This window comes from Prosthecobacter fluviatilis (assembly GCF_055388355.1).
This window is the reverse complement of sequence record NZ_AP043782.1, coordinates 4,209,529-4,229,838: the sequence shown is the minus strand read 5'-3', so window position 1 is coordinate 4,229,838 and position 20,310 is coordinate 4,209,529. Positions and strand designations below refer to the sequence as shown.

At 60.1% G+C, this 20,310-nt stretch carries 14 protein-coding genes; 7 read left to right on the top strand and 7 right to left on the bottom strand.

Annotated elements, in window-relative coordinates; translation table 11 throughout:
* Positions 1–11 precede the first annotated feature (11 nt).
* Together ACZ5WW_RS16590 and ACZ5WW_RS16585 are read right to left on the bottom strand one after the other, a co-directional pair.
* Positions 12–3,707 carry a PAS domain S-box protein gene (locus ACZ5WW_RS16590; protein WP_377166239.1) on the bottom strand — a complete coding sequence of 1,232 codons (3,696 nt, stop codon included), beginning with the start codon at positions 3,705–3,707 and terminating at the stop codon, positions 12–14.
* Positions 3,708–4,149: 442 nt separating this feature from the next.
* Positions 4,150–5,820 carry a response regulator gene (locus ACZ5WW_RS16585; RefSeq protein WP_377166241.1) on the bottom strand — a complete coding sequence of 557 codons (1,671 nt, stop codon included), beginning with the start codon at positions 5,818–5,820 and terminating at the stop codon, positions 4,150–4,152.
* Positions 5,821–6,168: 348 nt separating this feature from the next.
* Between ACZ5WW_RS16585 and ACZ5WW_RS16580 the strand changes: the two genes are divergently transcribed.
* The 7 genes from ACZ5WW_RS16580 to ACZ5WW_RS16550 all read left to right on the top strand — a co-directional run bounded on the left by ACZ5WW_RS16580 (position 6,169) and on the right by ACZ5WW_RS16550 (position 15,806).
* Positions 6,169–6,879: a hypothetical protein gene (locus ACZ5WW_RS16580; protein WP_377166243.1), complete on the top strand. Its 711-nt coding sequence runs from the start codon at positions 6,169–6,171 to the stop codon at positions 6,877–6,879.
* Positions 6,880–6,903: 24 nt separating this feature from the next.
* Positions 6,904–7,551, top strand: a complete 648-nt coding sequence (locus ACZ5WW_RS16575; RefSeq protein ID WP_377166245.1) for a response regulator — start codon at positions 6,904–6,906, stop codon at positions 7,549–7,551.
* Positions 7,552–7,568: 17 nt separating this feature from the next.
* Entirely contained in the window at positions 7,569–8,828 is a 1,260-nt protein-coding gene (locus tag ACZ5WW_RS16570) for an OmpP1/FadL family transporter (protein WP_377166247.1), read from the top strand.
* A 139-nt stretch (positions 8,829–8,967) separates the two neighbouring features.
* Positions 8,968–10,416, top strand: a complete 1,449-nt coding sequence (locus ACZ5WW_RS16565; protein ID WP_377166249.1) for a class I SAM-dependent methyltransferase — start codon at positions 8,968–8,970, stop codon at positions 10,414–10,416.
* A complete protein-coding gene (locus ACZ5WW_RS16560) occupies positions 10,409–13,093 on the top strand; it encodes an ATP-binding protein (protein WP_377166251.1) in 2,685 nt (894 codons plus the stop codon). Before ACZ5WW_RS16565 ends, ACZ5WW_RS16560 begins: the two co-directional genes overlap by 8 nt.
* Positions 13,094–13,107: 14 nt before the next feature.
* Positions 13,108–14,355 (top strand): response regulator, encoded by a 1,248-nt coding sequence (locus tag ACZ5WW_RS16555; RefSeq protein WP_377166253.1) that lies wholly within the window; start codon positions 13,108–13,110, stop codon positions 14,353–14,355.
* A 260-nt stretch (positions 14,356–14,615) separates the two neighbouring features.
* Positions 14,616–15,806, top strand: a complete 1,191-nt coding sequence (locus ACZ5WW_RS16550) for a 3-keto-disaccharide hydrolase (protein WP_377166255.1) — start codon at positions 14,616–14,618, stop codon at positions 15,804–15,806.
* A 71-nt stretch (positions 15,807–15,877) separates the two neighbouring features.
* On the opposite strand, the gene ACZ5WW_RS16545 is transcribed toward ACZ5WW_RS16550, so the two are convergent.
* From ACZ5WW_RS16545 to pstB (ACZ5WW_RS16525), 5 genes are all read right to left on the bottom strand, one after another.
* Complete coding sequence (locus ACZ5WW_RS16545) at positions 15,878–16,816, bottom strand: ROK family protein (RefSeq protein ID WP_377166257.1); 939 nt, start codon at positions 16,814–16,816, stop codon at positions 15,878–15,880.
* A gap of 12 nt (positions 16,817–16,828) precedes the next feature.
* Positions 16,829–17,569 carry a type III pantothenate kinase gene (locus ACZ5WW_RS16540; protein ID WP_377166259.1) on the bottom strand — a complete coding sequence of 247 codons (741 nt, stop codon included), beginning with the start codon at positions 17,567–17,569 and terminating at the stop codon, positions 16,829–16,831.
* On the bottom strand, positions 17,566–18,300 hold the full coding sequence (locus tag ACZ5WW_RS16535) for a hypothetical protein (RefSeq protein WP_377166261.1): 735 nt from the start codon (positions 18,298–18,300) through the stop codon (positions 17,566–17,568). The genes ACZ5WW_RS16540 and ACZ5WW_RS16535 overlap by 4 nt, the downstream gene beginning before the upstream one ends.
* Positions 18,301–18,715: 415 nt before the next feature.
* Positions 18,716–19,504, bottom strand: coding sequence for a phosphate ABC transporter ATP-binding protein PstB (pstB, locus tag ACZ5WW_RS16530; protein WP_377166263.1), 789 nt, complete (start codon positions 19,502–19,504; stop codon positions 18,716–18,718).
* A 2-nt stretch (positions 19,505–19,506) separates the two neighbouring features.
* The gene (gene pstB, locus ACZ5WW_RS16525; protein ID WP_377166265.1) at positions 19,507–20,295 is read right to left on the bottom strand and encodes a phosphate ABC transporter ATP-binding protein PstB; all 789 of its coding nucleotides are present in this window, start codon (positions 20,293–20,295) and stop codon (positions 19,507–19,509) included.
* Positions 20,296–20,310 lie beyond the last annotated feature (15 nt).

The following is a 20,310-nucleotide window of genomic DNA, read 5'->3' as shown; positions in this document are numbered from 1 at the left end:
CCCTGCAAGCCTCAGCGCTCGTTCAAAACGTGATGCAGCGCCCGCAGAATGGTTTCGGCCGTGTAGGGTTTGGGCAGAAACTGCCGAACCCCTGCACCTGCCGCCCTCGCAATGCTGCTGTTGGAATTGATGCCGCTCGCAGCAATGATGCGGACCTGGGGGTTCATTTTCATCAGCACCTGAATCGTGGTGGAGCCGTCCATGACCGGCATCCGCATGTCGGTCAGCACCAGGGCGATTTCGTGCTGATGCTTTGAGTAGAGCGTCACCGCCTCCACCCCGTCTGCAGCCAGCAGCACACGGTAGCCGTACGCCTCCAGAGTCTGACGCGTGATTTCACGCACCGCAGCCTCGTCATCGACCAGGAGGACGAGTTCATCATTCCCGCGTGGCAGCACCAGATCCTCGGCCACAGGCTCCTCCGCGGCCTGCTCCGCCTGCACCGGCAGGTACACATGAAAGCTCGAGCCATGCCCCAGCTCGCTGTAAACCCGGAAAAAACCGCCGTGGCTTTTCATGATGGCAAGCGCGGTGGACAGTCCCAGCCCCGTCCCCCTGCCCGTATCCTTGGTGGTGAAAAAGGGGTCGAAGATCTTTTGTAAAACCTCCGGCGCGATCCCCAGCCCGTCGTCCTCGACGCTGATCCTGATGTGCGGCCCTTCACGCGCCTCAATGTTCATCGCGGCGTATTGCGCATCGATCATGACCTGCGCCGCACTGATGGTGAGCGTGCCTCCGGCAGGCATCGCATCCCGCGCATTCACACAGAGATTGAGCAGCACCTGGTGGATCTGCGTCGGGTCCCCTGACACAGCGTCGCCGGCGGCAAGCTCGTCCTTCAGCCGAAGATGGATGTTCTTCGGGAAGGTGTCTCCGACGATGCGCGCCATGTCCCGCAGCACACGGCTGATCTTCACCGGCGCCTTCTGCCCCTCCAGCCCCCTGGCAAAGGACAGCACCTGGTTGAGCATGTCAGCGCCTCGCCGCGCGCTCGCCGAGATCGTTTCCAACGTCTCCCTGCTAGCTTCATCTTTGACACGCAGGTTCAGCAGATCCACCGACATCATGATCGGCGTGAGGACGTTGTTGAGATCATGGGCGATGCCGCCCGCCAGCGTTCCGATGCTCTCCATGCGCTGAGAGCGCAGAATCTGATCCTTCAGCCGCTTTTGCTCAGTGATGTCCGTGTTGATGGCCAGCACGCATTTGGGCCGGCCTTCGGCATCCCGCACCAGCGTCCAGCGCCCCTGCACCGTCACCTCTTCGCCCGTCTTGGTCACCTGCTGGATTTCACCAGCCCATTCGCCTTCGGTCAGCACCCGGCTGTTCTTCTCCTCAAACTGCGCATCGTCGGTGTAGAGCAGCTCGGTCACCTTGCTCCCTTTTGCCTCCCCGGCGGTCCATCCATAGAGGATTTCAGCACTCTTGTTCCAGTAGGTGATGTTATGGTCAAGATCTAGGACTATGATCGCATCATTGGCCTTGTCGAGCAGTGAAGCCTGCTGGCGCAGCATGTCCTCCACCTGTCTGCGCTCCCATTGCGCCAGCACCAGGGAGATGAAGTTGGCCATGGATGTCGCAAAGCTTTTCTCTTCCGGCAGCCAGGTGCGCCGCGGGCCCACATGCTCCTGGCAAAGCACCCCCGCCAGCACCCCGCCCACATGCAGCGGGGCATCCAGCATGGAGGTGATGCCCTGCGGCATGAGATAGCTTTCGGCAAACTCGCAGGTCCGCGGATCACCGCACGCATCATCCGCCACAATCGCTTCATTTTGCTCCATGGCACGGAAGTAGGCCGGGTAGTCCCCGCCACGCAGCTCCAAGCCGGAGGAATGACGCCGCGCGCCAGCCTCAAACAGCATCTGGCAGACGATGCTGCTGCGGTTTTGGTCATATCGCCAGATGCTCACACGCTCCACTTCCATCGCATGGGCAATTTCTTCGGTGATCAGACGGAATGCAGACTCCAGATGAACGGCCTGCATCACGCCACTGCGTATCATCCGGGCCAGCGCAACGTGCTGCCTCTCATAACGCAGGTTGCTTCTCCGCAGGCGGTCTGCCGCCTCCTTGCGCGCGGTGACATCGCGCTGAACAGCCACAAAATAAGACACCCGGCCCGCCAGGTCGGAGATCGGGACAATGTCTATCTCAACACAAAAGGCGGAGCCGTCCTTTTTGTAATTGATCACCTCCTCCTTGCTTGGCAGCCCCTTCGCGAGAGCCGCCCGCATCCGCCCCAGGGCAAAGCGGTCCGTCCCCGGCCCTTGCAGGAAGCGCGGGCTTCGCCCCAGCGTTTCTTCCTTGGTGTAGCCGGTCACTCGCGTGAATGCATCGTTGACAAACACAATGCGCGGGCCGGGCTCATCCAGCGGCCACGGTTCTGTGATCAGCACGATGTCATTGAGATGGGCAACGCAAGCCTCCAGCAGACGCAGCTGCTCCTGGTTGTGGCGTGATTTCGTGATGTCTTTGCACAGCACCACCATGTTCAGAGCCCGCCCGCCTTCGTCCCGGATGGCCGACACGCTGTTTTCCACCCAGGCCACCTGCCCGTTTTTGCACAGGTACCGTTTCTCGACGACGAAATCGTTGATCTCCCCCTCGATCAGCCTCTGGTTCAGCCTCAGCTTGCGTGACACATCTTCCGGATGCGTGATCGTGGCAAACGATCTCCCGACCATTTCCTCTTCGCTGTAGCCGGTGATGTTGCAGTAGTGCCTGTTGATGTGGAGAACCACGCCCCTCATGTCCGTGATCGCAAAGCCCACGCTCGCATTCGTGAACGCACGGCGGAAGCGCAGCTCGCTGTTTTTAAACGCCTCCTCCGCCAGCTTGCGCTCCGTGATGTCATGGGCCGTCCCCACCATGCGCACCGGCTGCCCGCTTTGTTCATCAAGAAATATCTGCGCGTCCTCGTGCACATGCCTGACTTCGCCGTTCGGCAGGATGATCCTGTAATCGGTCGAGTAACGCCCGCAGGTGCGGATCGCTTCGCTGACTGCCCCGCGAATCATCTCGAGGTCGTCAGGATGCACCGCACGGAAAAAGTTTTCTTGCGTCGTTTCAATGCCCCCCAGCTCATGGCCAAAGATGCGGAAAGCTTCTTCAGACCATCGGAGCGGATGGTTGCCTGGCCCGGCCGCCAGCGAAAGGTCCAGCTCCCAGCTGCCAAAATGTGAAATGCGCTGGGCGTCCGCCATCGTCGCCTCGCTTTGCCGGAGGCGTTCCTCGGCCCCTCGCCTCTCTGACTCAAGCTCCACAATCGCCCGCCCCTGCGCCTCCCGGTGGCGCAGCTCCAGTTCCGCATGCTTCCGCAAAGTGACGTCTATGCAGGTGATCAGCGCCCCGGCGCCCCCCCCCACAGGCAGAGGAATGATCGTGATTTCCAGCCAGCCCCCGCCACCGCCACCCACCTCGCACGCTTCGATCCTCGCCCCCGCAGACCGCCGCTCCAGCACCTCCTGAAGGGCACTCGCCCATCTCGCCGCCCCCTCAAAACGCAGGTCACATGCCCCGGTGAAAAAATCCAGACAGCTGCTCCCTCGTTTCGGCAAAATCAGATCCCGGCCAAAAACCTCCAAAAAGCGATCCTGCCCGCCATCCACCGATTGAATGACACCGCAGCAGTCCACCATAATGACCAGGCTGCAGGCAATCGTCTGCCGCTGCAGACTCAGCACACCATCTGAAGGGTCAGACTTCATCACAACAGCACAGCCAGATCTCCCGCCTCCTCAGGATGCCATGGCGTTTCCATCAGAGCGTGGACAATGCACCCCGCCTTTTTGCATTCGACAAGTCTAGCCACAAGAGCACGCATGATCGAAAAACAACGATCACGAGACCTGCAACCTTGAAACGGATTTGCCCCCGTAAGCAGCAGAAGCGCAATAGAATAGGATGGTGACCATACCGTTCCTTCGGTCATCGCCGGATGTGGTCAAGATACTCTGCGCATCAAATTATCCGGCAGCAGCCTCGCGATATAAATTCCACGCCCACTATGCAGGCTGAAATTTTGCCTCCGCCATCGCCTCTCACCTTGAGTGGCAATCTCAGCCTCCCTTGCCCCACCTCGAAACGAGCTGGCAGCTTCGTCTATAGGTACCGGGCACAGGCTGGCAGGCAACCACCCACCCCACCTGTTCACAGCCTCGCTGGCTGCAGCAGCGCCTGCCCCACGATGTTGAGCAGTTCCACCATGCCAAAGGGCTTCGGCAGGAAATTTTCGCCCGCCTTCAGCTCCTTCGCGTTGCTGAGCGTGGTAGGCGAGTAGCCACAGGTGAAAATCACAGGAAGCGTCGGATCTTCGGCTGCCAGCGCCTTCTCAAGGTCAAAGCCGCTGACACCGCCAGGCAGCTTCACGTCGATAAGTGCGAGTTTGATCACCGCGGCCTTCTCGCGCCAGATGGCCCACGCTTCATTCGCATCGGCGGCCGTCAGCACTTTGTGTCCCTGGCTTGTCAGCACATATTCCATCACCTGCCTCACCGAATCTTCGTCATCCACGACCAAAATGGTCGATGACTCCTCCGCTGCGCCGCGGTTGAGAAGTTTTTTCTCTGGCACTGCTGCCGCAGACGCGGTTCCAGTGGCGACCGGCAGATACACCGAGAACTCCGTCCCCACCTCCAGCACGCTGCGCCCTTCGAGCCAGCCGCCCTGCATGCGCACCAGCCCCTGCACGAGAATCATGGCGATGTCCGCCCCCCCCTCCTTCTCCAGAGAGAGTTTGGACGCATCCAGCAAAGCAGCCATCTCGGCCGGGGTCAGTCCCTTGCCCGTGTCAGAAATCGTCATCACCACAAAATCCCCAGGCTTTGCCTCCGCGTGAATCTGGCTGGCCGTGTCTGCGTCTGGGATGCACACCTGCCGGGTCTGGATCATGACCCTGCCACCGCCCGGCATGGAGTCACGCGCGTGGATCAGGAGGTTGAAAATAATCTGCTCCAACGCCGCCTGGTCAGACATCACCCCGGGCAGATCCGGCTGGTGGCTGATCTGGATGGAGATCTGCTCTCCCAGCGCCTTCTGCAGCATCGCCGCCTGCCCATCAATGACCTGGCCGAGATTCATCGGCTGAGGCTCCAAATAGTCGCGCCTGTTAAACGAAACAAACTGCGAGGTAAAGCCAGCCGCACGCTGCGTGGCGAGGATCAGTTCCTTCAAAGATGAAGATGGTAGCGAGCTCGTGCCACCGGCCCCCTGGGTGTGCTGCGCCACCTCCAGATGCCCCTGGATCACCGTCAGGTAGTTGTTGAAAAAGTGCGCCATCGCATCTGCAAAACGCCCCACCGTTTCTAGACGCTGATTACGGCAGAGCTGATCCTCCAGCTGCTTGCGGTGGTCCTGCTCCAGCCGGAGCCGGTTGCTGACATCTTCAAAACGTGAGGTGACTTCCAGCAGCTGCGCATTCAGGCTCAGATTCCGGTGCGACGTTTGGTTTTCCGCACTGTGCCTGAACGTCAGCGTGCGGATGAGCTGCGTGATTTCAAAGGGGACCAGCCTGAACTTGAAGACCAGCAGGTGCGGATTGGAACCAAGGTCGATCGGAATTTGCTCAAATGCCTCCAGCTGAGAAACAGCATGCAGCACCACGTGCAAGTCGCGCTGAGACTGCCACAGGCGGTTGATCACGTACCGGTAATCCTTGCCGTAAAAAAGACGGCCGTCCATAATCACAAGAGAAAACGGCTTGTGCCCCTGTGCGGCAGCTTCCACCAGAGCCAGTGCCTCCTTCTCATTCGCTGTGCAGACCACTTCTGGGGGCGGCACGGCCGCTTTGGCCTTGGCACTGCCATGATCAAAACCCAGCATGGCCGATGAACTGCCAGCCTGACCCGTATTCTGCAGCGAGTGCGAAATGTGCAGGTCCTCTTGCAAGGATCTCTCTTCGGTCACAATCAGAATCCGACTGCAGGCAGTAGAGTTGTGCTGAATGGTATTTAGATACATGTGACTAATGTTAGTTTCATATTTTTATAAAATTAATAAAAATAGCTTTATTTTTATGATAAATCATAGTTTGGATCCGCTTCACAAACATGAATATGTGAGAGTCATTTAGGATTAGCCTAAATATTAAATCAACATTTAGGTGCCGAGTTCAGCGAACTGTGGTTCTCCTAAATGCAGCGACATAATTGATTTAATTATTTAGGACCAATGCATCCCCCTTCCCTCGACGAAATAGAAAGAAATTCAGCCTCAACGCTGCTGCAATCGCTAAGCTGCCTGCTGCAAGAGGAGGATGCTCAGCGAGTGGATCTGGCCCACGTGCTGCACAAAGACATGGCCGGCGGCTTGGTCGCCTGCGCCTCACTGGGTGAAATGGTCCGCCATGAACTCGCCAACGGCGGAGATCCCGCCATCGTCACCAAGCTGCTCGGCAGCCTGGATTCCACCCTGCGGCAGACACTCCAGCTGGTGCGCGACCTCACCGAAAAGCAGTTCCCGCCAGTCTTGAAAGCCTTCGGACTTCACGTCGCCCTGCAGCAGCTCGTGCGCAACATCGGTGAAACGTTTGCCGGCTCTATCGTCCTCCACATCAGCGGTGACGAGCCCGCATTCGATCTCGCCAGCCGCCTCAATCTCTTTCGCATCATGCAGTCGCTGCTGAAGCACTGCGTCCGCTTTGCAGACACCTCATGGGTTGAGGTCAGCTGCCGGGCCTCCGCCGAAAAGCTCGAAATCACCATCGACCACGATGGCGGAGACAGCGTCTGGACAGAAAACGTGGACGGCTCAGAAATGGCCCTCGTCGAAGCCAGATGCCTCCTGCTCGGCTCCCGCATGCAGCTCATCGGTTCCGGCCCGGGCGGCAGTTCACGCATTTCTATCACGGCGCTCCCAACCCCTCTGCAGTCTGCTGCATAAACCTCCACGACTTTGAATACTCATATGCAATCCCCACCTCCATTCCGCATTTTGATTGTCGATGATCACGCTCTCGTGCGCGAGGCCTTCACCAGCATGCTGAAAAGTGAATTCCCCCAGGCCACCGTGGTTTCCACAGGCACCTGTGCGGAGGCCATGGTTGAAGCACGCATCCACAATTATGAAATCGCCCTGGTGGACATCGAGCTGGGCGACCGCTCGGGCATGGAGCTCACCACGGAGCTGCGCACCCTGCCCACCCCGCCCAAAATCATCGCCGTTTCGATGCACCAGGAGGAAACCTTCGTCTCCCGCACCATGCAGCTCGGCGCACGCTCCTATGTGACCAAGGACGCACCTCCACATGAGCTCTTTGATGCCATCCGCTGCACCCTGGATGGGCGCAGCTACATTTCCCGCGAACTGGCGCAGAAATTTGCAGACCGCTCCATCCGCAAAGGCTCCGCCGGCCAGGTGCACGAAAAGCTTTCCAACCGCGAGCTCGAAGTCCTCATGCAGCTCGCACGGGGCAAAAGCCTCAAGCAGGTCGCGCTGGATCTGTCTCTCAGCCCGCGCACCGTCGCTGTGCACAAGCACAACCTGTGTCGCAAGACCGGGCTCAAGGGAACTGTCGAAATTCTCCGCTACTGCCAGTCCAACGGCCTGGCATAACTCCGCCCCGCTCCACCATGAAAACACGCTACGCTTATGTCATTTTCGCCCTGGGCCTGGCCACAGCGGCAGCGCAGGCATCCGAAACATTCTCTGTGATACCTGACTCCGCCCAGGCGCTCAGCATCGTGGGCGGCAGATATGCCAATCTGAGCGATGCCTCAGCCGTGCGTGTCGCTCCGGCCAACATCCTGAAAATGGAGAAAAGCGAGCTGCTGATCAACACGGCCATGTGGCATTCAGACATCCGCTTTGAGCAGAACGGTGGCCAGAACGTACGGATCAACCGGCCCTGGGTCTTCCCCGCCAGCATGTACTTTGTGCAGCCCTTGCTGCCCGGCAGGCTGTCCTTTGGCCTCGGTGTCAGCACCCCGTACGGCCTTGCCGCCTACTACCCCAAGGGCATGGGCGGCGGCCTGCGCTATGCGCTGCCCTACGAGGCCAACCTGATGACGGTGGACATCACCCCGGCTCTCGCAGTGAAGATCACAGACGATCTCAGCTTTGCCATCGGCCTCGACATCTTGTACGCCGACCTGACGATGAAGCAGTTCTACGCCTGGAACAATATCATTCCGGGCGCGGCCGAAGGAGACATCAAAATCCATGGCCAGGGCTGGGGCTTGGGCGCTTATGCAGGCATCAACTGGACCTTTGCCAAAAGACATCGCCTTGCAATCATTGGGCGGCTGCCGGTGAAGGTCAATCTCAGTGGCGATTTCAAAGCCTCCAACATGCCGCCGGCGCTGATTGGCACCTTCAGCGAGTCCAGCAGCTTTAAATCCGACATGACCTTTCCTGCCTCCATCTCCGTCGGCTATGGTTTTGACGTGACAGACCGCTTCACCGTGGGCTTTGACTTCAAATGGGCGCAGAATTCCTCCCACGATGTCCTACCCCTCTTGATCGGCAACAACCAAGCTTTGCTCGGCGGCTCGACCAGCACCGTCTTTGGGTGGAGAAACTCGCTCGATTTCGGCACCGGGATGTCCTACCAGCTGAATGAACACTGGGCGCTGCGCGGCGGTTATCTCTATTCGGAAAATTCCCAGCCGGCGAACAGCTACACCCCCCTGGTTCCCGGCAATGACAGGCATGTCTTCAGCCTGGGCGTGGGCTGGCGGGGCAAAACTCGCGGCGTGGACCTCACGTATTCCTGCGTCTACTACCCCGCCCGTGTCATCAGCGGGGCGGCGTCAAACCCTCCCAACCAGTATGATGGCACCTACAAGCATCAGTGGCAGGTGCTGGCGCTGAGCTTCACGCAGAGGTTTTAACTCAAAAATGACACCGTGCTTTTTCCCCTCGCATGTCTCCAGCGCCTTCGTGGCACCATGCCAGACCGTGAGGAGGTCTTTTTCAACAAGGCTTGTGTTGTCATCAAGCTGCAACCCGCTTTAGCAGAGGATTCGTAACATGGAGAACACCGACAACGCACTGCCCAACCTCGCTTCCTCTGGGGAGCGGCTAAGTTTTATCATCTGCCGCAACAGCCAAGGGGCTGAAGTGCGCGGTACGCTGCACCGGCTCACGCGCTACCTGGGTGTATTTGAGGTTTACAATCCCTACAGCATTGTACAGCTCTCTGAAGTCCTGAATGACTTCAGGATCATGATGAACGACCGCGTCGTTTACACCGGCAGGGCCACCATCGCCAATTTGGTGAACACCGGCATCATGCTCATCTGCGAGGCCTCCCTCTCGGATGACGGCTGGATCGACATCGACATCCTCTCCCCCGCTCAGAACAAAGGCCGCCTGCTGACAGAGTTTGCCGAGTTCCTCCGCGAGACGGAAAAGAGCTACCGCGTCGTGCCCGAGTTCAAGATCGTGGTGGCGGACATGCACACCATGCTTTCCGACCTCCGTCGCTGGATGGAGCAGGTGGAGCTCGGTGTGCGCTCCCTCCCCACAGGAGACCGAATCCAGGCGGAGCGCGAAGTCCTCCTGCAGATGGAGGAGCCCATCGTCCCCACGGTTTATCCGCTGATGAAACGCTTTGAGGAGTCCGCCGCTGTCATCCCCATGGATCAGCAGCCGGTGCACCGCAGCTACATCAAGCGCCAGCTGCACCCGCTGGTGCTCTGCGCGCCGTTTGTTTACCGCACCTATCACAAGCCTCTGGGTTATGCAGGGGACTACGAGATGGTCAGCATGATGCTGCGCGACCCCTATGAAGGCAGCTCCATTTTTGCCAAGCTGCTCAACAAGCTCTACCTGGACATCCCGCCGGTGATCGCCCACCGCAACCGCATTGTCTACCTCGTACAGCAGCTGAAGGCAGAGACAGAGCGCATGGCCGCCCAGGGCAAAGTGGCCCGCATCTACAACCTGGGCTGCGGCCCGGCCCAGGAAATTCAGAACTTCCTCACTCACGAGCCCATCTCCGACTCGGCCGACCTCCTGCTGCTGGACTTCAACGATGAAACCATCATGCACACGACGCGCTCTCTGGAAGAGTTGCGCAACAGGCACCGCCGCCGCACAGGCCTGCGCTTTGAGAAAAAATCCGTGCATCAGGTGCTGAAGGAGTCCGGACGGGCGGCCGCACAGGCCGGCACCTACGACATGGTCTATTGCGCCGGCTTGTTCGACTACCTTTCAGACCGCATCTGCCGGCGCCTTCTGGAGATCTTCTACGACCTGCTCGCCCCTGGCGGCCTGCTCATCGCCACCAACGTGCATCCCAGCAACCCCTGGCGGAACTGGATGGAATACCTGGCGGAGTGGCACCTCGTTTACCGCGACGAGGAGCAGTTCCTCAAGCTCGCACCCGATCGCGCCCCACCTGGCTCCTTCCTCGTCAAGCCAGACCCCACCGGCGTGAACATCTTCCTCGAAGTGCGCAAACCTCTCGATGCCTGATGCCTCTCCAGTTTTAGCTGGTGGCCTGAAGGGAAACTTCCAGGCTTACGAGCAGGACATCCGAGTCCGCAACTATCAGCTCTGCGGCATTCTCGCCGTCGTGTTCATGCTCGCGGGCAGTACGCTGGACTGGGTGGTGTTTCAGGAAGAAGGCGTTAAGCGCTTTTTCCCGGCCCGTGTCCTTTCCGCCATTGTCAGCATTCTGGTATGGCTCGCTCTCAACACGGCCTGGGGCAAGCGTCTGCACCGCCTCCTCGGACTGCTCATGGCCATGCCCCTCATTGTCGGGATCGCATGGATGATTTATGCCAAAGGAGGCGCTGAGTCGCCCTACTATGCCGGGTTGAACCTCGTGATGCTCGGCGCTGCAATCCTCATGCGCTGGACTTTGGAGGACAGCATCCTGGTCGTTGTGCTGACCATGGCCTCCTACCTCCTGGCCTGCTACTACCATGGCCCGATCGCCAACCGCAGCATCTTCTTCAACAACTTGTACTTCCTGTTTGTCACGGGCGTGTTCACCACCGCAGGCACCTGGTTCTACAACACCATCCGCTTCTCCGAGTTCAAGCTGCGTCATGACCTCGACCTCAACCGTGCCGAGCTGGAGGCCAGCAACCAGAAGCTGCGGGAGCTCGACGAAGCCAAAAGCCGCTTCTTCGCCAACATCAGCCATGAGCTCCGCACCCCGCTGACCCTGCTCATCGCACCGCTGGAAAGCCTGATCCAGCGCGTCACCTCCACCCGCTCGCCGGAAGAGCGCGAGCTCATGGACACCATGCACGGCAACGCGATGCGCCTGCTCAAGCTCATCAATGATCTGCTCGATCTCGTCCGCCTCGAGTCCGGCCGCGCCCAGATTCGCGCCCGCCGTGTTGACATGGGAGATTTCATCAATGGCATGGCCACCGCAGTCGGCGCCGTGGCCAAGGACAAGCGCATCCACCTTCAGACTCATGTGGACGAAGGCATCGGCACCGTGATGGCTGACCCGGAAAAGCTCGAACGCATCTGCTTCAACCTGCTGTTCAACGCCCTCAAATTCACCGCCGCCAACGGCACCGTCAATTTCAGCGCGCTCAAGGATGACACGTGGCTGGTCGTGGAAGTGCGTGACTCCGGCATGGGCATCCCGCCGGACCAGCTCCCTCATATCTTCAACCGCTTCTGGCAGGCAGACACCTCCTCCCAGCGCAAATTCCAGGGCATGGGCATCGGCCTTGCCCTGGTCAAGGAACTCGCCGAGGCACAGGGTGGCAGCGTGTCCGCCGCCAGCGTGGTGGGCAAAGGCACCACCATGACCATCAGGCTCCCTCTGCTTCAGGGAGACTCGGCCCCCGCTGAAGACTCTGCTGACGAACCGGCCGAAGAGATCGAAGCCGAGTCCACCCAGAACAAGGACTGGATCGCTGACCTTTACCGCCGCGCCGAACTCTTCCCTGCAATGACCTCGCTGCAGGCCACCCTGCGCCCCGTGGAAACAGGGGTCGGACGCAGCCGCAAGCCCAAGCTGCTCATTGCCGACGACGAACCCGACATGCTGCGCTTCCTCAAAAGCCAGCTCAGCGACACGTTTGAAGTTCTCGAGGCTGTTGACGGCCAGCAGGCTGTGGAAAAGGCCGCCCAGTTCCTTCCCGACATCATTCTCTCCGACATGATGATGCCGGAAAAAGACGGCCTCCAGGTATGCCGTGAGCTTCGCGAACGAAGCATCACACGCTCCATCCCCGTAGTTCTGCTCACTGCGCGTGCGGATGAGAAAACCAAGCTTGAATGCCTTGCCGCCGGCGCCAACGACTTCCTGCCAAAGCCCTTCTCGCTTACGGAGATCATGGTGCGCCTCAAAAATCTCGTGGACTCGCGCCTCTTTCAGAAAGAGCTCGTCGCGCAGAAGCAGCAGCTCGAAAATGCCCTGGAGCAGATCAAGGAGACCGAGTCCCTGCTAGTGCAGAACGAAAAGCTCGCCTCGCTCGGACGCCTGAGCGCTGGTTTGATCCACGAGATCAACAACCCCCTCAACTACGCCCGCCAGGGCCTTGGCATCATCAGCCGCTCCGCCAAATTCTTGCCCGAGGAAGAACGCGCCGACTTCGCCGACACCGTCAAGGATGTGGAAGAAGGGGTCAACCGCGTCATCCAGATCATCTCCGACCTGCGTGGCTTCACCCGCACCACCAACCAGCTCAATCACGCCTTTGACTTGAAAACCGTGGTCGCCACCGGCCTGCGCTTTTTCTCCCACGTCTGGAAGGACGGCATGCAGCGTGAGGTGGACATCCCGGACGACCTCGAAATCCGGGGAGACAGCAACCAGTTCGTCCAGGTGCTCATCAACTTCATCCAGAACGCTCTGGATGCCATGTCCACCAAGCAGTACCCAGAAGGAGAGTCCGCCTGCATCAAGCTGTCCGCCTTTGCACGCGGGGACAGGATCCTCTTCTCCATCAAGGACAACGGGCCGGGCATCCCTCAGGAGATCCGGGACAAGATTTTTGACCCGTTCTTCACCACCAAGGACGTGGGCCAGGGCATGGGGCTCGGACTTTCCATTTGCAACCGTATCATCGCCGACCATGGCGGGCGCATTGAAGTGCGCAGCCAGCCCGGCCAGTTTACTGAGTTCATCCTGGAAATGCCCTCTACCAACAGCCCTAACAACAACCACGCCGATACTTAGAAGGACCTCACCATATGCAAAACCAATACGACCTCAAACGCTATGCCGTTCTCTATGTTGATGATGAAGAGAAGGCGTTGAAGTATTTCGAAAAGACCTTCGGGGACGAATTCCGCATCCTCACCGCCAACAACGCCGCTGACGGCCTCAAGCTCATCGAGCAGCACGGTGAAGACATTGGCGTGCTGCTCTCCGACCAGCGCATGCCCGGGGAAAAAGGCGTTCAGCTCCTCGAGCGCGCACGCCAGCTCCGCCCCCGCCTTGTGCGCATGATGGTCACCGCCTATGCCGACTACGATGTCACCGTCGATGCGGTCAACCTCGGCAGCATCTTCCGCTACATCTCCAAGCCCATCCAGATGGACGATGTGCGCAACACCCTGCACCGCGCCATGGAGTTCTACATCCTCCAGCAGGAGCGCGACGGCCTGCTGCAGGAAAAACTCTCCGTGCTGCAGAACCTCCTCATCACTGACCGGGTGATGAGCCTGGGCGTCGTCGCCGCCGGGCTCACCCAGCACCTGAACCAGCCACTGCGTGCCGTGCATGCCTTCTTGGACATGACCGGAAGGCTGGGCCAGCAGAACTTCGACCTGGACCGCCTGCGGCAGGCCACCTTCTGGCGTGACTTCCACGCCCATGTGGTGCGCCAGGCCTCACGCATCGCGGACCTGCTGGGAGAGCTCCAGTCTGCCGCCGGCGCAGAGCACAAAATGGATGCCGCCAATGTCATCCAGTCCTTGCTGGATCAGCAGCGCTCAGCCTTCACCGCCAAGGGCATCGAGCTGAAATTTGAGGCTGACGGCGCTCTTCCCGCAGTCCAGGCCAGCCGCCCTGCCTTTGAAAAAATGCTGCACCTGCTGCTGCAGACGGAGCTCTCCCTGCTTGCCTCCGGCACGCACGTCACACTCGCCGCCAAGGCTGCGACCGGCGCCGCAGATGCCGGCGGTCTGCACCTGACACTGACTGACACCGGACCCGGCCTGGCAGGCGACGTGCTTCGCTCCGTGTTTGATCCCTTCTTCACCCACGCAGACGCCAGCACAGAAGGCCCCGGACTCACCCTCATGGGAGCCTTCTTCCTGGCTTATCACCTGGGTGGCCGCATCACCTCGCAGCGCAGCGCCAAGGGCCTCGTGCTCGACATCGTGGTGCCCGCTGCGACACCCGCCCCGCTCGCCCCGGCGGAGGGCAGCCGCGAATTCATCACCAACGTTTTGATGAACGACATCCTCTGGGAGCGCCTGCTCCCCAACGGCTGATCGTTCCTCTGAACAGCCCGTCCTTTGGAAGGTGCGCCTGCTGCCGTCGTTTTATGACGGCCATGCGCACCTTCTTTTTTGCCTCCTCTCCAGCACGGGCATCGCCACTCCGAACGTCAACCGCCACGCCGACTTAAAAGCCAAACTCAAAGCCTGGGAGGCAGAGATGGATGCCTCCGAGCTCCAAATCTGGGTGAGATGAGACCTTTGCGAATCCTCATTTGCTCCCCTCCTCTTTCCATCTACCTCTCTCCACCACCATGAAACGTACCACGCTTCACATTCTCGCTCTGCCCCTGCTCACCACCGCCGTATTTGCAGACGGCGCGTTCTACGGCGATCCGCCTGACGCCACCCACCCTTGGGCCATCCATGACATGAACCGGCCTCAGCCCACTCGCGTGGAGCCGGGCACTTTCAGCACCCAGGACAAGCCGGGCACCCCGCCCTCGGATGCCATCATCCTCTTCGGCGGGAAGCCCGAGGAAATCGAAAAATGGCAGGCTGACAAGACTCCGGCTGAACCCACCAAATGGGAAGTCAAAGACGGCGTGCTGCAATGCGTGCCGGGCAGTGGCTATGTGCGCACCAAGCAGGAATTCTCCGACTGCCAGCTCCACATTGAGTGGAGCGCCCCCTCCAAGGTCGAAGGCAACAGCCAGGGCCGGGGCAACAGCGGCGTCTTCCTCATGGGCCAGGTGGAGGTCCAGGTTCTGGATAATTACAACAACCCCAGCTACCCCGATGGCATGGCGTCATCCATCTACGGCATCAATCCGCCCATGGTGAATCCGCTGCGCGCTCCCGGGGAATGGCAGACCTACGACATCGTCTTCCGCCGCCCCATTTTCAAAGACGGCAAGGAGGTTGATCCCGGCTACATCACCGTCTTCGTGAACGGTGTGCTCACGCAGGACCACACCCCCCTCGAAGGCGGCGGCGGCCACATGAAGCGCTCCTCCCCGAAAGCCTTCCCGGACAAGGGCCCCCTCAAGCTGCAGGACCACGGCAACCCCGTGCGCTACCGCAACATCTGGTACCGCCCGCTGCCCAAGCGCGCCATCGACGGCGGTGAAGCCAGCCACATGAGCGAAGCTGCCACAACTGCCAAGCGCGAGGAAATCGCCAAAGGCATCCGCGAATCTGCGGCCAAGCTCGATGGCATCGAAAAGATGCTGCACTTCTTTGAGTCCCTCTGCTATGCGGACAATGCCGAGGCGCGTGAATTTGCCACCGCAGCCGTGCGCGATTTCGCCAGCGCCATGAAAGAGGTGCCCCCCGGCAAGATCGAATCCAAGAAGAACGAAATCCTTCAGGTGACCAAGGCGCTGCGTTACCTGACCAAGTTCAAAATCCTGCCGGAAGACATCGACGCAAAGAAGGACCTGGAAGCCATCATCAAGGTGGAAGACTGGGAGCCCAAGCCGCAGCCCAAAGGAAAGAAAAAGTAGTCTTCAGTGAATTACAAAAAAGGCCCGGCTCCGAAAGAGCCGGGCCTTTTTTCGTTCAGACGCCGCTGGGATCAGACCGCGTCTGCTGCCAGGGCGGCGTTGCCGATGATGCCGGCCTCGTTGCTAAACCGTGCGGGCAGGATCTGCAGGCGCTCCCAGACCACGGTGCTGAGCATGCTCTGCACCTTGTTCTTGAGCGGGTTAAAAATCAGGTCTCCGGCCTGGGCCACGCCGCCGCCGATCACGAAAGCGTCCGGATTGAGCAGCCAGGCGATGCTGGAAATGGCGGTGCCAAGCCAGTCGGCCACCTCGGCCCAAATCTGACGCGCGATGTCATCTCCGGCCTGCGCGGCGTCTGCGATCTTCTTCGGCGTGCAGTCAGCGATGTCTTTCTCGATGCCCGCCTCGGAGTAGCGCAGCACGGCATGCTCGGCGATCTGCTGGTTGCCGGTGTACTTTTCCAGCGCGCCCAGGTTGCCGTAGTGGCCGGCCTTGCCGTTGTAGTCGATGCTCATCTGACCGATCTCTCCGGCCACGAAGCCGCTGCCGCGGAACATCTTGCCGTCCAGCACCAGCCCGCCGCCGATGCCGGTGCCAAGGGTCATGCCAATGACGTTTTTCAGGCCGCGCGCCGCACCATGGCGAAACTCCGCATAGGTCATGGCATTGGCGTCATTTTCCACCAGCACAGGCAGGCCGGTCTTTTCACCGAGGATGGCCTTGAGCGGCACATGCTTCCAGCCGGGGACGTTCGTCAGCTCATGCACAAAGCCATGATCGAAATCCACGAGGCCGGGAACACCCACGCCGATGGCGCAGATGGCGGGATAGGTCTTTTGGAGTTTCGCCACACGTGCCGCCATTTCTCCTATGAGCGCAGCAGGCCCGTGGAACTGTGCGGTGGGGATGGGCTCGTCGGTGATGAGAAGTTCATCGCCACGGCACACACCGAGTTTCACGGAAGTGCCGCCAAAGTCGATGCCGATGGAAGTTTTGTCAGTTTCAGCCATAAAGCCCCGCCTTCAGAGCGGGGCGCGGAGATTGCCCACCAAACGCAGTCCGTGCAAGGTCAAATCCGGGTCGGTAGCGATGTCTTCGCCCATGCCGGAAATGATCCATTCGGCATCGCCACCCGTGGCGACGATGCGGATGTCTGAGCCGCCGAGCTCCTTTTTGAGAGCCTCCAAGATGCCTTTCACCATGCCGCGGTAGCCAATGGCAGCACCGGCGAGGATAGCCCCCTCCGTGGACTGGCCGATGGCGGTGGTGGGCTCGCGCAGATCCACGCTGGGAAGAAGGGCGGTGCGCTCGTGCAGGTAGTCCGTCATCAGCCGCAACCCCGGCGCGATCACGCCGCCGATGTAAAACTTGTCGGCCGAGAGAATGTCAAAGGTCACGGCGGTACCGAAGTCGATGACGATGCCGGGGGCACCGTGCATGTGGGCAAGGGCAACGGCGTTGGCAAGGCGGTCAGCACCGATGCTCTCAGGCTTGGGGTAGCGGATGCCAATGCCGAGAGGAGCGTCATGGCGCAGCTCGATGAGGGTGCTGCCAAAGACTTCGCGGAAGGCGGGGACGACTTTAGGCACGACGCTGCAGATGACGGCGTTTTCAAACTGCCAGCCTTTGACCACCTCACGCACGGCGGCGGGCGAAAGCTCGCGCGTGGGGTGTTCGCGGCGTTCCAGAATTTCCTGATCTGTGGCGAGGCCAAATTTGGTGCGCCCGTTGCCGACGTCGATGAGCAGCTGCATCCGGCTCATGATTTGGGCGTTTCCGCAGCGGCGTCTTTTTTGGGCTCTTCCTTTTTCTCCTTGTCCCTTTCCTTGGGAGCCTCGCCAAAGGTGTTCAGGTTGAACATGTTTTCAGGCGCGGTCTTGGGTTCCGGAGGCTTGGGGCGAAGGGGATCTCCCTCCACGACGAGGGCCTTGGGCGGATCCTTCACGTATTTCACGCACTGATAAAGGAGATTGTAATTGTGGCGCAGCGCGGCCGGGTAGGCGATGCGGCCGGGCTCTGTGACGTTTTCACGCAGCAGCTTGCTGGCAAGGCTGCCAAAGACATCCCCGCCGATCTTGGCGGCCTGGGCCACGGTGCCGCCGACCACCTGCCCTGCGGCTCCGGCCACCTGTTTGCCGCCACTGCGAAACATGTCGCTGCTGATGCGTCGTGACTGAATGGAGATGGCGGCCTGGGAGGACAGCAGGGTGCCGTCTGGCGCGAAGCTCATCTCCAGGCTGGCGTGATCGTCAGACGAAAACATGCCGCGCAGATGGTCCACACGCACAGAGATGAAGACGCCGCCATCCGGCGCAGTGGTGACTTCCGGCTTGTAGGTGCGGTAGTCGACCTCGGAAAATTTGTACTCGGCTGCCTTGTGCTTCTCTTTGTTCCAGCCCCCGAGACTCTCGCCAAATTTTTCAACATCCACCTCCACGCCGGCGCGGGCGGCGCTGGCAATGAGAAGCAGCAGGGCAAGGGGGCGGAGATTCATGACTCCGCACAGTGCTGCAAGAAACGTTTTTTTCAACTTCGGGGTGGGGCGGGCTGACGTGGCCGCCTGACTAACACGATGGCCACGAGAACTTGCAGGACCGTGGCACAGCCAATGATGAGAGTGCAGCGGTTTCTTTCCTCAGCGCGCGCGTCCATGTCCTTTAGCAGACGCCCGGTCAGCCTTTCCAACTCCTGGAAGTAACGGGGGTCACGCCTGTCGTGTTCGGCCATGAACTTAAAAGGAGCTCTTGTCTCATGGATGGAGCCCAAGGTCGTGCGCCATAGAAGCCCCACACTCCCGACGGTGGTGAGACACAGGAGAGCGGAGATGATGATAAGAAAGCGATTCATGGCACACCCGAGCCGCTACCGGTCGTGTGTTCAAACCCAGGATGCAAGACGAGAGCGGACCGTCACGTCAGCCGGCCGGTGATGTAAGCCTCGGTCTGGGCATCACGGGGATGATTGAAGATGTTCATCGTCTCGTCTTCCTCGATAAGGCGGCCTTTGTAGAAGAAGGCGGTGCGGTCGGCGATGCGCTTGGCCTGCTCCATGTTGTGCGTGACGATGATGAAGGTGTACTGGCCGCGGAGCTGGTGGATGAGCTCCTCGATACGCGCGGTGGCGATGGGGTCCAGAGCGGCGCAGGGCTCGTCCATAAGGAGGATGCGCGGCTGCAGGGCGATGGCGCGGGCGATGCACAGACGCTGCTGCTGCCCCCCGGAGAGTCCGGTGGCCACTTCGTGGAGCCGGTCTTTCACTTCGTCCCAGAGAGCGGCGGAGCGCAGGCTGCGCTCTGCGGCTTCTTCGAGATCGTGGCGGTCTTTGACGCCGGCGACACGGAGGCCGTAAACCGCATTTTCAAAGATGGAGCGCGGGAAGGGATTGTACTTTTGGAAGACCATGCCCACGTTGCGGCGCAGGCTGATGACATCGACCTCAGGCGCGTAGAGATCCACGCCGTCGATCTTGATTTTGCCGCTGACGACGCGGGCGGATTCCACCAGGTCGTTGATGCGGTTGATGGAGCGCAGCAGGGTGCTTTTGCCACAGCCGGAGGGGCCGATGAGGGCGGTCACGTCCTCGCTGCGCATGTTCAGATCGACATCAAAGAGCACCTGGTTGTCACCATAGGCATAGTTGAACTTCTCCACCTGAATGAGCGGCTCTGCGGCGGTGGGAGCTGGGGTTTCGGCGGCCATTTTTAACTGAAAGTGCCGCGCAAATAAGACTCGGTGAGCTTTTCGCGCGGATTGGTGAAGAGCTCCTCCGTGGGCGCAAACTCAACCAGCTTGCCGAGGTGGAGGAAGGCCGTGTAGTCGGAGACGCGCACGGCCTGCTGCATGTTGTGGGTGACGATGACCACGGTGAACTCCTTCGCGAGCTGGTGCATGAGCTCCTCGATCTTGAGGGTCGAGATGGGATCAAGCGCGGAACAGGGCTCGTCCATCAGCAGCACATCGGGCACCGTGGCAATGGCACGGGCGATGCAGAGGCGCTGCTGCTGGCCGCCTGAGAGCGCCAGGGCATTCGCATGCAGGCGGTCTTTGAGTTCCTCCCAGAGAGCGGCGTGGGTCAGCGAACGTTCGACGGCTTCATCGAGCACGCTTTTGTTTTTCTCGCCGTGGATGCGGAGACCATAGGCGACGTTTTCGTAGATGCTCTTGGGGAAGGGATTCGATTTCTGGAACACCATGCCGACCTGCTTGCGGAGCTGGGTGAGATCGACGTCCGCGTCGTGAATGTTTTTGCCTTTGACGAGCACCTCCCCCTTGGTCACGCGCGCACCTGTGACGCGGTCGTTCATGCGGTTGATGCAGCGCAGCAGGGTGCTCTTGCCGCAGCCGGAGGGGCCGATGAGCGCGGTGACGCGGTGGTACTCGACCTTCAGATTGATGTCATGCAGCGCCTTGCTGGCACCGTAGGAAAAATCCATGTCCCGCACCTGGACGACAGGCGGCGGTGCGGACTGGGCGGTGGGATCGGCGGACATGAAAGGAGAAAGCAG

What these genes read in the sequence shown, in the direction of transcription:
- ACZ5WW_RS16545 (WP_377166257.1), bottom strand. Translation starts at nt 16,816, where the DNA reads ATGGCTGAAACTGACAAAACTTCCATCGGCATCGACTTTGGCGGCACT.
- pstB (WP_377166265.1), bottom strand. Translation starts at nt 20,295, where the DNA reads ATGTCCGCCGATCCCACCGCCCAGTCCGCACCGCCGCCTGTCGTCCAG.
- ACZ5WW_RS16535 (WP_377166261.1), bottom strand. Translation starts at nt 18,300, where the DNA reads ATGAATCTCCGCCCCCTTGCCCTGCTGCTTCTCATTGCCAGCGCCGCC.
- ACZ5WW_RS16560 (WP_377166251.1), top strand. Translation starts at nt 10,409, where the DNA reads ATGCCTGATGCCTCTCCAGTTTTAGCTGGTGGCCTGAAGGGAAACTTC.
- ACZ5WW_RS16550 (WP_377166255.1), top strand. Translation starts at nt 14,616, where the DNA reads ATGAAACGTACCACGCTTCACATTCTCGCTCTGCCCCTGCTCACCACC.
- ACZ5WW_RS16555 (WP_377166253.1), top strand. Translation starts at nt 13,108, where the DNA reads ATGCAAAACCAATACGACCTCAAACGCTATGCCGTTCTCTATGTTGAT.
- ACZ5WW_RS16580 (WP_377166243.1), top strand. Translation starts at nt 6,169, where the DNA reads ATGCATCCCCCTTCCCTCGACGAAATAGAAAGAAATTCAGCCTCAACG.
- ACZ5WW_RS16565 (WP_377166249.1), top strand. Translation starts at nt 8,968, where the DNA reads ATGGAGAACACCGACAACGCACTGCCCAACCTCGCTTCCTCTGGGGAG.
- ACZ5WW_RS16590 (WP_377166239.1), bottom strand. Translation starts at nt 3,707, where the DNA reads ATGAAGTCTGACCCTTCAGATGGTGTGCTGAGTCTGCAGCGGCAGACG.
- ACZ5WW_RS16540 (WP_377166259.1), bottom strand. Translation starts at nt 17,569, where the DNA reads ATGAGCCGGATGCAGCTGCTCATCGACGTCGGCAACGGGCGCACCAAA.
- ACZ5WW_RS16570 (WP_377166247.1), top strand. Translation starts at nt 7,569, where the DNA reads ATGAAAACACGCTACGCTTATGTCATTTTCGCCCTGGGCCTGGCCACA.
- ACZ5WW_RS16575 (WP_377166245.1), top strand. Translation starts at nt 6,904, where the DNA reads ATGCAATCCCCACCTCCATTCCGCATTTTGATTGTCGATGATCACGCT.
- ACZ5WW_RS16585 (WP_377166241.1), bottom strand. Translation starts at nt 5,820, where the DNA reads ATGCTGGGTTTTGATCATGGCAGTGCCAAGGCCAAAGCGGCCGTGCCG.
- pstB (WP_377166263.1), bottom strand. Translation starts at nt 19,504, where the DNA reads ATGGCCGCCGAAACCCCAGCTCCCACCGCCGCAGAGCCGCTCATTCAG.